The organism is Senegalia sp. (in: firmicutes), from assembly GCF_052088025.1.
In the GTDB taxonomy this organism is placed as follows: Bacteria; Bacillota; Clostridia; order Tissierellales; family SIT17; genus Anaeromonas.
In genome coordinates this window covers 61,664-76,012 of the sequence record NZ_JBQCYD010000002.1, presented here as the reverse complement: position 1 = coordinate 76,012, position 14,349 = coordinate 61,664, and the positions used below count along the sequence as shown (strand labels likewise).

Here is a 14,349-nt window from a genome sequence, read left to right as displayed (position 1 = left end):
AACTTTAGTAAGTTCTATGTCTTAATTTTCTTCCTCTTGAGGTAAAGCATCTTTTCTTGAAAGATTTATTCTTCCTTGCTTGTCTATATTAGTAACCTTTACTAATACTTCATCTCCTTTAGATAATACATCTTCAACCTTTTCTACTCTTTCTTTAGCTATATTAGAAATATGAACTAAACCTTCTTTTCCAGGTAATATTTCTACAAATGCACCAAAAGGCATTATTTTAATTACTTTTCCTAAATATATTTCTCCATTTTCTACTTCTTTTACAATATTTTTGATCATATTAATAGCATTATTACCTGCTTCCATATCATCAGCAGCTATAAGTACCTTTCCACTATCTTCAATATCAATTTTAACTCCTGTTTCATCTATAATTTTATTTATAATTTTCCCTCCAGGTCCTATGATATCTCTAATCTTATCTGGATTTACTTCCATTGTAAGAATTCTTGGAGCAAAAGGTGATAATTCTTTTTTAGGTTCAGAAATTACTTCATTCATTTTATCAAGTATATATAATCTTCCAACCTTTGCCTTTTTTAAAGCTTCAGTTAATACTTCTCTATTTATACCTGTTATTTTTATATCCATCTGAATTGCAGTAATACCTTCTTTTGTTCCTGCTATTTTAAAATCCATATCTCCTAAGAAATCTTCCATTCCTTGTATATCACTTAAAACAGTTATAGTATCATTTTCTTTTATAAGTCCCATAGCAATACCAGCTACATTATCTTTTATAGGAACGCCAGCATCTAAAAGTGCAAGAGTACTACCACAAATACTTGCTTGAGATGATGAACCGTTTGAGCTTAAAACTTCAGATACTAACCTTATTGTATATGGAAAATCATCTACAGAAGGTATAACAACTTCAAGAGCTCTTTCAGCTAAAGAACCATGACCTATTTCTCTTCTTCCAGGACCTCTTAAAAATTTAGCTTCGCCTGTACTATAAGGTGGGAAATTATAGTGGTGCATATATCTTTTTGATTCTTCCTCGCCTAAACCATCAATAACTTGAACATCTCCAGCAGCTCCAAGGGTTGCAACAGTTAATGCTTGAGTTTGCCCTCTTGTAAATAAGCCTGAACCATGAGTTCTAGGAAGTAATCCTGTTTCACATGATATTGGTCTGATTTCATCAGTTTTTCTATTGTCAGGACGAATTCCATCTTCGCTTATCATTTTTCTTACCTGTTCTTTTAATATAGATTGTAGTGCTTCTTTAACATCTTTAATATTATCAGGATAAATTTCTTCAAAATGATTTATTGTTTCTTCCTTTACATTATCCATATTTTCTTTTCTTTCAAGTTTATCTTCTGTTCTTATTGCATTTATCATTTTTTCTGTAGCAAAATCATATACTTCTTTAGTTATGTTTTCATCAGCTACAAAAGCTTCATACTCCGATTTTTCTTTTCCTACTTCTTTTACTATTTGATCTATAAAACCACATATTCCTTTTATTTCTGTATGTGCTGTAAGTATAGCATCTAACATAGTCTCTTCAGAGATAATATTTGCACCTGCTTCTACCATCATAATAGCATCACTAGTACCAGAAACTATTAAACTAAGATCAGATTTATCTCTATTTTTACTATCTGGATTTATTATTAATTCTCCATCAACTAAACCTACTGCAACAGATCCTGTAGGACCTTTAAAAGGTATGTCAGATATACTAAGTGCTATTGAAGACCCTATCATAGCAACAATATCTGGCGTATGGTCTTGATCTACAGATAATACAGTAGTAATTACTTGTACATCATTTCTATAACCTTTTGGAAATAATGGTCTAATTGGTCTATCTATAAGTCTTGAAGTAAGAATTGCTTTATCACTTGGTCTACCTTCTCTTTTAATAAATCCTCCAGGTATCTTACCTACAGAATATAGTTTTTCTTGAAAATCTACGCTTAAAGGAAAGAAGTCTATTCCTTGTTTGGGAGATTTAGAAGCGGTAGCAGTAGCAAGTACAACTGTGTCTCCATATTGTATAAGACAAGCTCCACCAGCCTGTTCAGCAACCTTACCAATATTTACACTTAATTTTTCACCAGCAAGAGTATATTCAAATGTCTTTTCCATGTTATTCCTCCTTATATTTTCTATATTAAAATAATAGAGCGGGGATACCCCGCTCTTATTATTTCCTTAATCCAAGTCTTTGAATCAATTCACGATATCTATTTACATCTTTTTTAGTTAAATAATTTAAAAGACCTCTTCTTTTACCAACCATTTTTAAAAGACCTCTTCTTGAATGATGATCTTTTTTATGCTCTTTTAAATGTTCATTTAACTCATTAATTCTATGAGTTAATATAGCGATTTGTACTTCTGGAGAACCTGTATCTCCTTCATGTGTTTTGTACTCATTAATTACTTGTGTTTTTGCTTCTTTACTTATCATATTACTACCTCCTAATATTTTGTATTAAACCTAATTCCAAGGATAAAGCCGAGGTAACGATAACCATAGAATAAGGATAACAAGTTAATTTTATCATAATTCTATATTATTGTAAACATTATTCTTTTACAGCCCTTACATCTAACTTCATCTGTTTAATTAAATCTTCCTTGCTACTAAATTTCTTTTCTGATCTCAAAAAATACAAAAATTCAATTTTAATATTTTCATCATATATTTCTTCATTAAAATCCAATATATAGGTTTCAATTGAAACTTCTTTATTTTTCTCAAATGTAGGATTTAATCCTACATTTGTTAAGCTATTATATATATTAGATTTATAAATGGTCTTAGTTTTATAAACACCCATCTTAGGAACTATATAATTATTATTCAAGTAAATATTTGCTGTAGGGAAACCCAAGTTTTTACCACGTTTTTTACCATGAATAACCTTACCCTCTATAGAAAAATTTCTTCCTAAATATTTGTTGGCTTTTTTTATTTCTCCATTTAATATTAATTCTCTTATTATACTACTACTAATAACTTCTTCATTATTTTTTATGGGAGAAACCACTTCTACTTCAAAATCATATTCTTCTCCTAATTTTTTAAGTAAATTAGCATCACCTTTACCTTTATAACCAAATTTATAATTAAATCCTATAACTATTCTTTTTACATTTAATTTTTTAACAAGAACTTCTTTTATGAAATTTTCAGGTTTCATCTGCATAAATTCTTTACTAAATGCTATCATTATAAAAAAATCAATACCAATATTTTCAAGTATTTTTATTTTTTCTTCATTAGTTATTATTAATTTAGGTTCAGGTTTATTTGGAATAATACTAGCAGGATGATTGCTAAATGTAAATACTACACTTTTTAGATTTTCTTTTTTTGATTTTTTCATAACATTCTTAATTAAAGTTTTATGGCCAATATGAAGCCCATCAAAACTGCCTAAACAAATTACAGTTTTATCTTTTATTTGTTTATTTATATTTTCAATTATTTCCATTTTAATCACCTTCAAACTAGGACTTTATCCATTTTTAAAACAATTTCATCATTCTTTAACGCAAATATACCTATTCCTATAAAATCATTATTACAATATATTTTATATTCAGTATTCAATATAAAATCACTTATTCCTAATCTCTTTGCTCTCATATTTAATCCATTTGATATATGTTTATAAAACATCTTATCTAAATATATACTTCCCATAAATTTTAATGCATTATCCAGAGGTAAAATAAAACTCATATCATTATTAGATTTTTTAACAACTATTTCTTCCAATGTATATGAATCTGATAAATTAAAATCTCCAACACTTAATCTTTCTAAAAATGACATATGAGCAAAAGTTCCTAACCTTTCACCTATATCATTACATAGAGTTCTTATATAAGTACCCTTAGAACAAATGACATCCATCATAATCTTGTTTTTATTTATAGATAGTATATCTATAGTCTCTATAAATATTTCTCTAGTATTTCTTTCTATAGTCTTTCCTTCTCTTGCTAACTCATAAAGTCTTTTGCCATCTTTTTTAAGAGCAGAGTACATAGGTGGTAGTTGATTTATTTTGCCTTTAAAGCTATTTACCACATTTATTATTTCATCATTAGATACATTGTTTTTAGAAGTCTCTAATACCCTACCATATTTATCCTGAGTATCTGTTGAATATCCAAGTGTTACTTCTGCTCTATATTTTTTGTTTTTATGCTGTATATATTCAATTATTTTTGTGGATTTACCTATGCAAATTGGTAAAACTCCACAAGCATTTGGATCTAATGTACCAGTATGTCCAATTTTTTTCATGTCTAGAGTTTTCCTTAAAAAACTTACAACATCATGAGATGTCATAGCTGAAGGTTTTAAAACATTAATTATACCATTCAAATCTAACACCTTAACCTTTTTCTTATTTCAATTAATAAATTTTCTTTTATATTAGAAAGATCTCCATCTATAGTTATTCCAGATGCTCGTATATGACCTCCGCCACCAAAAACATTTGCTATTGCTGATACATCTAAATAAGCTTTAGATCTAAAACTTATTTTAAATTTATTATTTTCAACTTCTTTAATAACATAGGCTACTTCAACATTTTCAGTATCCCTTATAAATTCTACAATTCCATTCACATCTTCTGGTGAAGCATTAACTTTTCTCATCATTTCTAAAGTTACTGTAGTATTACCTATTTTATTATCATTATGAAATTCTATATTTTTAATAGCTTCTATAAAAATATTAGTTTTTTCTATAGATCTGTTCTGATATAATTCAAAGATTATTTTGGATTTATCTATATCATATTCTAATAATTCAGCAGCAGCTTTATATGTTTTTGAAGTAGCACTTTCATATTTAAAGCTACCTGTATCTGTTGAAATAGCCATATATAAAGATGTAGCAATGTTTTTATCTATCTTTAATTTGTTATCTTTTAATAAATTAAAAACAATCTCACCTGTTGAGCTTGTTTTTGAATCTAAAATGTTTATGTCCCCAAATTTATCATTTGATATATGGTGATCTATATTAATAATTTTATTAAATTTTTCTATATAGTTTAAAGTGCTTCCTATTCTACTAATGTCACCGCAATCCAATGTTATCAATATGGAATTATCTTTTATATTATCTAAAACATCTAAATTAGAAAGTAAATCAATATCTTTTAAAAACATAAATTTATTTGGAATATTATCTGATTTTAATAAGATTACTTTGTCATTATATATATTCTTTAATGCTTTTCCTAAAGCTAACAATGAACCTATACTATCACCATCTGGATTTACATGAGAAATTAGATAGATTTGATCAAACCTATCTAATTCTTTTAGTATATTAATCTTCATCTTTATTTTCATCTTCTTTGATGCTATCTATAAGTTTAGAAATATATATTCCGTTTTCTATTGATTTATCTGTATAAAAAATAGGTTCTGGAATATATCTTAACTTCATCTTCTTTCCTATTTCTTTTCTTATAAAACCAGTAGCACTTTTAAGTGCCTCTAAAGTATCTTTTCTTTCTCTTTCACTACCAAGAACCGATACAAATATTTTAGCATATCTAAGATCATTTGTAGCTTCAACTTCTGTTATAGTAGTCATAGTAGCTATTCTTGGATCTTTAAGCTCTTTTAAAATCATTGAACTAACTATTTTTTTAATTTCTTCAGATATTCTTGCTGTTCTCTTTGAGCTCATTATAATTTCACCTTCCTAGTATATTACCTTTCGATTTCTTCCATTATGAAAGCTTCTATTATATCGCCTTCTTTAATATCATTATAATTTTCTATTCCAATACCGCCTTCATATCCACTAGCTATTTCACGCACATCATCTTTAAATCTTCTAAGTGATGAAATTTTACCTTCATGAATAACAATGTTATCTCTTAATAAACGAGCACTTGAATTTCTAGTTACTTTGCCATTAAGCATGTATACTCCAGCAATAACTCCTGCATTTGGAACTTTAAAAGTCTCTCTAACTTCTGCTCTACCTTGAATAACTTCTTTATACTCAGGTTCAAGCATTCCTTTTATTGCTTTTTCAATATCTTCTATAGCTTTATATATGATTCTATAGGTTCTAATATCAACTGATTCTCTTTCAGCTAAATTAGTAGCAGAAGTAGTTGGTCTCACATTAAAACCTATTACAATGGCATTAGAGGCAGTAGCAAGCATTATATCACTTTCTGTAATAGCTCCAACTCCTCCATGGATAGGATTTACCTTAACTTCTTCATTGCTTAATTTAACCAAGGCATCTTTAACTGCTTCTATAGAACCCTGAACATCAGCTTTTATAATTATATTTAAATCTTTAACTTCACCAACTTTTATTTGATCAAACAAATCATCAAGTGAAATATTTTGCTTAGATTTTATTTGATCTCTTTTTATTTGATCTTTTCTAGCACCAGCAAGTTCACGAGCTTTTTTATCATCTTTTGCTGCAAAAAGTTTGTCTCCAGCTTGAGGCACCTCAGATAAGCCTAAAATTTCTACAGCAGTTGATGGACCTGCTTTTTTAACTCTCTTTCCTTGATTATCTAACATTGCTCTAACTCTACCACTTGAAGTTCCAGCAATAATAGAATCACCAACTTTTAATGTGCCTTTTTGAATTAAAACAGAAGCCACAGGACCTCTTCCTTTATCAAGTTCAGCTTCAATAATTATACCTACAGCTTTACGATTAGGATTAGCTTTTAATTCACTCATTTCAGAAACTAAAAGTATCATTTCTAAGAGTTCATCTAAGCCTTCGCCTTTAATAGCAGAAACTGGAACAGTTATAACATCTCCACCCCAATCTTCAGGTACTAAACCATGTTCACTTAATTCTTGTTTTACTCTATCAGGATTAGCATCTAATTTATCCATTTTATTTATTGCAACTATTATAGGAACTCCTGCAGCTTTAGCATGGTTTATTGCTTCAATTGTTTGAGGCATAACCCCATCATCAGCAGCAACTACAAGTATAGCTACATCTGTAACCTGAGCACCTCTAGCCCTCATTGAAGTAAATGCTTCATGACCTGGAGTATCTAAAAATACAATATTATCATCATTAATTCTAACAGTAGATGCTCCTATATGCTGAGTAATTCCTCCAGCCTCTTTATCTGTAACATGACTTTCTCTTATTGCATCTAATAATGAAGTTTTCCCATGGTCTACATGACCCATAACTGTAACAACAGGAGGTCTTGATTCCATTTTTTCTTCACTATCTTCAAAATCTAATTCTTCTTCTTGCTTTTCTTCTAATGTCTTTTCTTCTAATACATCAGATTCTTTAATAGTATAACCATATTCACTAGCTATTAATTCAGTAGTTTCATAATCTAATTCTTGATTAATGTTTGCCATAATTCCCATACCAATTAATTTTCCAATTAATTCATTACTAGAAATATCTAGTTTTTCTCCTAGTTCTTTAACGGTCAATTGTCCCTCTAGTTCTATTACATTTTCATCATTTAATTCATTTTCTATTTCAGTCACTTCTTCATTTATATTGTCTTCATTTTTTAATTTATCGATATTCTTTTCACCTTCATCTTTATTAAATTTTTGTTTAGCATTCTCTTTATTATTTACATCAAATAATTCCTTCAATATTTTTGCCTCTTCTTCATCTATTGTGCTCATATGACTTGTTACTTCTATATTTAACTCTTTCATTTTAGCAATTAGTTCTTTACTACTAATACTAAGCTCTTTTGCTAATTGATAAACTCTCTTTTTTGCCATACTACATTCCCCCTAGAATATTAGGTAATACATTTACATTTTTTCTTTTAATGTATCGGAAAATTTCTTATCAGTAACTACAAAAACAGATATAAATTCTTTTCCTAAGGCATTTCCCAATATATTTTTGTTTCCATACATTATTATTTCAGTCTTATTCTTTAAGCTTGCTTTTTCAAATTTCTTTTTTGTATTTTCAGAAGCATCTTCAGCTAATACTATTAAGTAGGCCTTATTAAACTTTATAGCTTCTAACGATTTATATTCACCAGCTTTTATTATATTAGCTTTCTGCCCTATCCCTATAAAAGATAATACATTATTCATTTTGATTTTTCACTTTCTTTAACTCTTCATAAACTTTATTTGAAATATTAGTTTTAAAAGCTTTATTTAAAGCCTTAGTTTTGAATGCTTTTTCAAAGCACTCTTGACTCTTACAAATATATGCACCTCTACCATTTGATTTTCCATTAGTATCAATAAATATATGGTCTTCTTTGTTTTTAACAATTCTTATTAAATCTTTTTTTTCTTTTCTATCGTTACAAACAATACATTTTCTCAGAGGAATTTTCCTATTTTTCATATTATATCACACCTCTACTCACTTACATTGTTAGAATTTTGATTGGATTGACTTTCACTTTTAATATCTATTTTCCATCCAGTTAATTTTGCTGCTAATCTTGCATTTTGACCTTCTTTTCCAATAGCCAAAGATAATTGATAGTCTGGCACTACAATAGAAGCACTTTTCTCATCTTCATTTACGCTAACTTCTATAACCTTTGCTGGGCTTAAACTATTTGCTATAAAAACAGTTGAATCATTACTCCAATTTACTATGTCAATTTTTTCTCCATTTAATTCATCAACAACTGCTTTTACTCTTGCACCATTATGACCAACACAAGCTCCTACTGGATCTACATTTTCATTGTTAGAGTATACAGCTAATTTGGTTCTAGATCCCGCTTCTCTTGAAATACTAAATATATCTACAGTACCCTCTTGAATTTCAGGAACTTCTAGTTCAAAAAGTCTTTTAACTAAACCTGGATGACTTCTTGATAATAATATTTGAGGTCCTTTAGATGTTTTCTTCACTTCAATTATATATGCTTTTATTCTATCATTATGATTATAAGTTTCTCCTTCAATTTGTTCAGCTGGCAATAATATACCTTCAGTTTTACCCAAATCAACTAATACATTATTATTTATTTTTTGAATTATACCAGTAACTATTTCATTTTCTCTGCTTATGAAATCTCCATATATTATATCTCTTTCTGCTTCTCTAATTCTTTGGACTACAACTTGCTTTGCCGTTTGAGCTGCAATTCTACCAAAGTTTTTAGGTGTAACTTCAATGTTTATTACATCATCTAAATTATATCTACCATCAATTTCTCTAGCATCTTCAAGAGATATTTGTAACAATTCATCTTCCACTTGATTTACTACATCCTTTTGAGCATAAACCTTTACATCCCCAGTAGTATTATCAATAATTACTTCTACATTTTGTGAAGAACCAAAATTTCTTTTATAAGCAGATATTAATGCTGCTTCAATAGCATCTATTAGTATCTCTTTAGAAATACCTTTCTCTCTTCCAATTTCCTCCAAAGCCTGTATAAACTCAGCTTTCATCCCCAAATTACCTCCTTAAAATTTTATAGCAATATTAATTTTCGCTATATCTTTTCTGTTTATTTTTATACTTTCATCTCCCACATTTAAAACAATTAATTCTTCATTAAAATCTTCTAATTCACCAATATAATCTTTGGAGTTATTTATGGGTTTATATAAACTAACTTCTACTTCTTTATTTAGAGCCATTTTAAAGTCTTTATCTTTTTTAAATGGCCTGTCAATACCTGGAGAAGATACTTCTAAAAAATAATTTTGATCTATAGGATCATTTTTATCAATTGCTTCACTTGCCTTTTTACTAAAGTTTTGACAATCATCTATGCTTACTCCATTAGCTTTATCAATAAATATTCTTAAATAATTATAAGGACCTTCTTTTACATATTCTAAATCTACTAATTCAAAGTTCATATCTTGAGATATTGGCTCTATTATAGTACTTATCTTGCTTTCAACATCTTTTCTATTCATACAATTCACCTCCAAATTATTTAACTATATTTTACCTAATTATAGTTAAAATAATACAATAAATCTAAAAGTAAAGAGTGGGTTTTTAACCCACTCTTCTCCCAAGCAATCTTATATTAACTATAATATATCATATTTTCTTATAAAAATCAAATACTGAATAAGTCTAATTGGTTACTTTCACTCATTCCTTCTAAACATCCATGAACCTTTAAAGCTTCTATAACAGTTTTAGATACCTTAGCTCTTTTAGTGATATCTTCCATAGATAAAAACATTCCTTTTTCACGTGCTTCTACTATAGCTTTAGCTGCATTTTCTCCCACACCTTGTAAGGACTTTAAAGGAGGTAATATTCCATCATCTTCAATAATGAAAGTATCACTATCTGATTTATATAAATCAACATTTTTAAAGTTAAAACCCCTTGCATACATTTCTAATGAAACTTCTAAAACTGTTAAAAGATTCTTTTCTTTAGCAGTTTTATCATTCCCTATACTTTCTAATTCTTTTATTTTTTCTTTTAAAGCTTCTATTCCTTTAGTTATAAGCTCAGCATCAAAATCAGTTGCTTTCATAGTAAAATAAGTAGCATAAAAAGCTTCAGGATAATGTACTTTAAAATAAGCTATTCTAAAAGACATCATAACATATGCTACAGCATGAGCTTTAGGAAACATATATTTGATTTTTTTACAAGATTCAATATACCATTCAGGTATATTATTATCTCTCATATAAATTTCCTCATCTTCAGTTATACCTTTACCTTTTCTAACCTTTTCCATGATTTTAAAAGATCTCTTTTTATCTAATCCATTATATATAAGATACATCATTATATCATCTCTTGTAGATATAACTTCTTTTAATGTAGTAATTCCATTTGCAACTAAGTCTTGGGCATTATTTAGCCATACATCAGTACCATGAGAAAGACCACTAATTCTCACAAGCTCTGCAAATGTAGTAGGTTTTGTGTCAAGTAACATTTGAATAACAAATTTAGTTCCAAACTCTGGAATTCCAAGAGAACCTGTTTTATAATTAAAATCTTTTATCTTTATATTTAATGTCTCTAAAGATGTGAAAATTGCCATAGTAGCTTTATCATCTAAACATATCTCTTGGGCATTAATTCCAGTTAAATCTTCAAGCATCTTTATTATAGTTGGCGTATCATGGCCTAACAAGTCTAATTTAAGTATTCTACCACTTATAGAATGATAATCAAAGTGAGTAGTTATAACACCAGATTCACCATTATTTGCAGGATATTGAATGGGAGTAAAGTCATATATATCCTTATCTTGGGGTACAACCATAACCCCACCAGGATGCTGACCAGATGTCCTTTTTATTCCTGTACACCCCTTTATAAGTCTGTTTGTTTCTGTCCTATTTAATAATAATTCATTTTCTTCATGATATTTTCTGATAAAGCCATATGCAGTTTTGTCAGCAACAGTACCTATTGTACCTGCTCTATATACATGTCCCTTGCCAAACAAATCTTCTGTGTATTGCATAGCTACAGTCTGTTCTTCACTTGCAAAGTTTAAGTCAATATCTGGTTCCTTATCTCCTTCAAAACCTAAGAAGACTTCAAAGGGTATATCAAATCCATCTTTATTATATTTTGTATCACATTTAGGACAATTTTTATCTTTCATATCAACACCTGATCCAATAGATCCATCAGTTATAAACTCGCTATTTTTACAATTAGGACAAACATAATGAGGGGGCAAAGGATTCACTTCAGTAATATCACTCATAGTAGCTACAAATGAAGAACCTACAGATCCTCTTGAACCTACAAGATAACCATCTTCTAATGATTTTTTCACTATTTTATGAGAAATAATATATAAAACAGCATATCCATTACTAATAACAGAGTTTAATTCCCTATCCAATCTTTCCTTTACAATATCAGGGATAGGTTCTCCATAAATGCTTTTTGCTTTTTTATAAGTCATTTCCTTTAAATCATTATCTGAACCTTCTATCACAGGAGGAAAAGTTCCATCAGGTATAGGTAAAATTTCCTCTATACTATCTGCAATTATATTAGAGTTTTTAATAACTACTTCCTCTGCAACATCTTTTCCTAAATAAGAGAATTCTTCTATCATTTCATCAGTAGTTTTAAAATATAATGGTGGTTGATTGTCAGAATCAGAAAATCCTTTACCACTCATAAGTATTCTTCTATAAACTTCTTCATGTGGATCCATGAAATGAACGTCTCCAGTAGCAACTACTAATTTATTATATTTTTCACCTAAATTATATATTGTTTTATTTATATTTTGAAGTTCTATTTTATCTCTAACCATTCCATTATTTATTAGAAATTCATTGTTAGCAGTAGGTTGAATCTCTAAATAATCATAAAACTTGACAATATCTCTAATTTCATTATTAGATTTGTTTCTAGTAATAGCTCTATATAATTCACCAGCTTCACAAGCTGTTCCAATAATTAATCCTTCTCTATATTTATTAATTAATGATTTAGGTATTCTTGGCTTTCTATAAAAATAATTTAAATGACTTAAAGATATTATTTTATAAAGATTTTTTAATCCTATATAATTTTTAGCATATATAATTATATGAAAAGAATCTTGAGATTTAAAGTTTATATCATCACTAAATATAGTATTAAGTTCCTCTAATTTTTTTACACCTTTTTCCTTGACATCTGATATCATTTTTAATAATATCTCTGCCGTTGCCCTAGAATCATCTACAGCTCTATGGTGGTTTTCCAAACTAACATTTAAATATTTAGCTATTCTATTTAGTTTATGACTCTTTAGATGAGAATATAATTCCCTAGAAAATTGAAGTGTATCTAATACAGGATTTGCTAAAGTTATATTTATATCTTTATATTTTTTATTTATGAAACCCATATCAAAAGAAGCATTATGTGCAACCAATACATCTTCACCTATAAATTCTTTAAATTTCGGAAGTATTTTATCAACAGTAGGTTTGTCTTTAACCATAGCTTCTGTTATACCAGTTAGTTGAATTACCTTTTCAGGTATCTTCTTTTCTGGATTGATAAGTTCACTAAATGTATCTATAATCTCGCCATTTTTTATTTTAACTGCACCTATTTCAGTGATACCATCATTAATAGGAGAAAAACCAGTAGTTTCTATATCAAATACAATGTATTCACAATCTATGTCTTGATTGTGAGCATTTATTACTATCTCTTTTGAATCATTTACAAGATAGCCTTCAACTCCATATAGAGCTTTTACCCCATATTTTTTTGATGCATTCATTGCTTCAGGAAATCCTTGTACCACACCATGATCAGTGAGACCTATTGCTTTATGTCCCCATTCTTTAGCTCTTTTTACATAGTCATCCATACTTGTCATTCCATCCATATCACTCATTTGAGTATGTAAATGAAGCTCTACTCTTTTTTCTTCATAATTATCTTTTCTTTTTATTGAAAAAGATTTTTTAATACCCTTACCCATCATTACTAGTTCTCTTGAAAAGGTATCATACATTACTCCACCAGTTATAATATAAGTATCTCCAACCTCTAAGGTTTCTTCTATATGTGGTTGTTGTTTTTTATTTGCAAATATTTTAACTTGTATTGAACTAGTGAAATCCGTAATACTTATCATATATATTTTTTTATCGTTTTTAATATCTTTAGTTTGAATATCAAAAATTTCACCTTTTATAGTAGCAGTGCCTGAATTTGTGTTTATTTCATTTATAGGTATTATATCTTCTTCCACTTTCTTACCATATACAAAATCTTTTTTCATATTTGAATTTATTTTATTTGATTGAGAAGAAGATGTTGTGTTTGTATTTATATTTATATTTCTAATCATTTTTTCTTCTACGATTTTTTTCTCTTCATAATGATCCTTATAATTCATTTCTTTATTAGCATTAAGTATCATATTCACATTTATATTTATATTAAATTCTTGTCTCAAATTATTTTGAATAATTTCTTCTACTTTTTTATTTAACATTCTTTGTAGAAACAATTCATCATTAACCATTAAAACAAGATTATTATTATCTAATTTTTTATTTATATTTGTTATTAAACCAGTACTTGAGGGAAACTTTTCTTTTATAATATACTCTATATTATCCCAATACTCATTTACCAGAAAATCTATATTTTTAGATTCCATTTCATATTCTATATTAATATTAATTCTTTTTAAGTCTTTTAATATATTTTTAAAACATACTTTTAAATGATCTATATCTTTATAATTAATTATATATTTACTTTTAAGATTTACCGTCATTATTTTTTTATTTTTATTCAAATATACCTTCTCTATAATACATTTTTTTATATTATCACTACAATCAATATTATATTGTCTAGCTAAGAAATCCATTTTTTTATATTTCATTTTACTTTATTCCCCCTAA

Annotated in this window: 12 protein-coding genes; all 12 read right to left on the bottom strand. The window is 28.0% G+C overall.

What is annotated here, in order from left to right; translation table 11 throughout:
• Positions 1 to 21 precede the first annotated feature (21 nt).
• Positions 22 to 2,112 carry a polyribonucleotide nucleotidyltransferase gene (gene pnp, locus ACTHUW_RS01045; protein WP_442196444.1) on the bottom strand — a complete coding sequence of 697 codons (2,091 nt, stop codon included), beginning with the start codon at positions 2,110 to 2,112 and terminating at the stop codon, positions 22 to 24.
• Between the two features lie 58 nt (positions 2,113 to 2,170).
• Positions 2,171 to 2,437, bottom strand: a complete 267-nt coding sequence (gene rpsO, locus ACTHUW_RS01040) for a 30S ribosomal protein S15 (RefSeq protein WP_442196445.1) — start codon at positions 2,435 to 2,437, stop codon at positions 2,171 to 2,173.
• Between the two features lie 118 nt (positions 2,438 to 2,555).
• Positions 2,556 to 3,467 carry a bifunctional riboflavin kinase/FAD synthetase gene (locus tag ACTHUW_RS01035; protein WP_442196446.1) on the bottom strand — a complete coding sequence of 304 codons (912 nt, stop codon included), beginning with the start codon at positions 3,465 to 3,467 and terminating at the stop codon, positions 2,556 to 2,558.
• 11 nt (positions 3,468 to 3,478) lie between these two features.
• Complete coding sequence (gene truB / locus ACTHUW_RS01030; protein ID WP_442199022.1) at positions 3,479 to 4,378, bottom strand: tRNA pseudouridine(55) synthase TruB; 900 nt, start codon at positions 4,376 to 4,378, stop codon at positions 3,479 to 3,481.
• Positions 4,372 to 5,340: a DHH family phosphoesterase gene (locus ACTHUW_RS01025; protein WP_442196448.1), complete on the bottom strand. Its 969-nt coding sequence runs from the start codon at positions 5,338 to 5,340 to the stop codon at positions 4,372 to 4,374. Before ACTHUW_RS01025 ends, truB begins: the two co-directional genes overlap by 7 nt.
• Entirely contained in the window at positions 5,330 to 5,695 is a 366-nt protein-coding gene (gene rbfA, locus ACTHUW_RS01020; RefSeq protein WP_442196449.1) for a 30S ribosome-binding factor RbfA, read from the bottom strand. The genes ACTHUW_RS01025 and rbfA overlap by 11 nt, the downstream gene beginning before the upstream one ends.
• A gap of 23 nt (positions 5,696 to 5,718) precedes the next feature.
• Positions 5,719 to 7,761 (bottom strand): translation initiation factor IF-2, encoded by a 2,043-nt coding sequence (gene infB, locus ACTHUW_RS01015; RefSeq protein WP_442196450.1) that lies wholly within the window; start codon positions 7,759 to 7,761, stop codon positions 5,719 to 5,721.
• Positions 7,762 to 7,794: 33 nt separating this feature from the next.
• Positions 7,795 to 8,088, bottom strand: coding sequence for a L7Ae/L30e/S12e/Gadd45 family ribosomal protein (locus ACTHUW_RS01010; RefSeq protein ID WP_442196451.1), 294 nt, complete (start codon positions 8,086 to 8,088; stop codon positions 7,795 to 7,797).
• Positions 8,081 to 8,350 (bottom strand): RNase P modulator RnpM, encoded by a 270-nt coding sequence (rnpM, locus tag ACTHUW_RS01005; RefSeq protein WP_442196452.1) that lies wholly within the window; start codon positions 8,348 to 8,350, stop codon positions 8,081 to 8,083. The genes ACTHUW_RS01010 and rnpM overlap by 8 nt, the downstream gene beginning before the upstream one ends.
• A 14-nt stretch (positions 8,351 to 8,364) precedes the next feature.
• The gene (gene nusA / locus ACTHUW_RS01000; protein ID WP_442196453.1) at positions 8,365 to 9,420 is read right to left on the bottom strand and encodes a transcription termination factor NusA; all 1,056 of its coding nucleotides are present in this window, start codon (positions 9,418 to 9,420) and stop codon (positions 8,365 to 8,367) included.
• Positions 9,421 to 9,435: 15 nt separating this feature from the next.
• Complete coding sequence (rimP, locus tag ACTHUW_RS00995; RefSeq protein WP_442196454.1) at positions 9,436 to 9,897, bottom strand: ribosome maturation factor RimP; 462 nt, start codon at positions 9,895 to 9,897, stop codon at positions 9,436 to 9,438.
• Positions 9,898 to 10,046: 149 nt separating this feature from the next.
• Positions 10,047 to 14,330, bottom strand: coding sequence for a PolC-type DNA polymerase III (locus tag ACTHUW_RS00990; RefSeq protein WP_442196455.1), 4,284 nt, complete (start codon positions 14,328 to 14,330; stop codon positions 10,047 to 10,049).
• Positions 14,331 to 14,349: the final 19 nt, after the last annotated feature.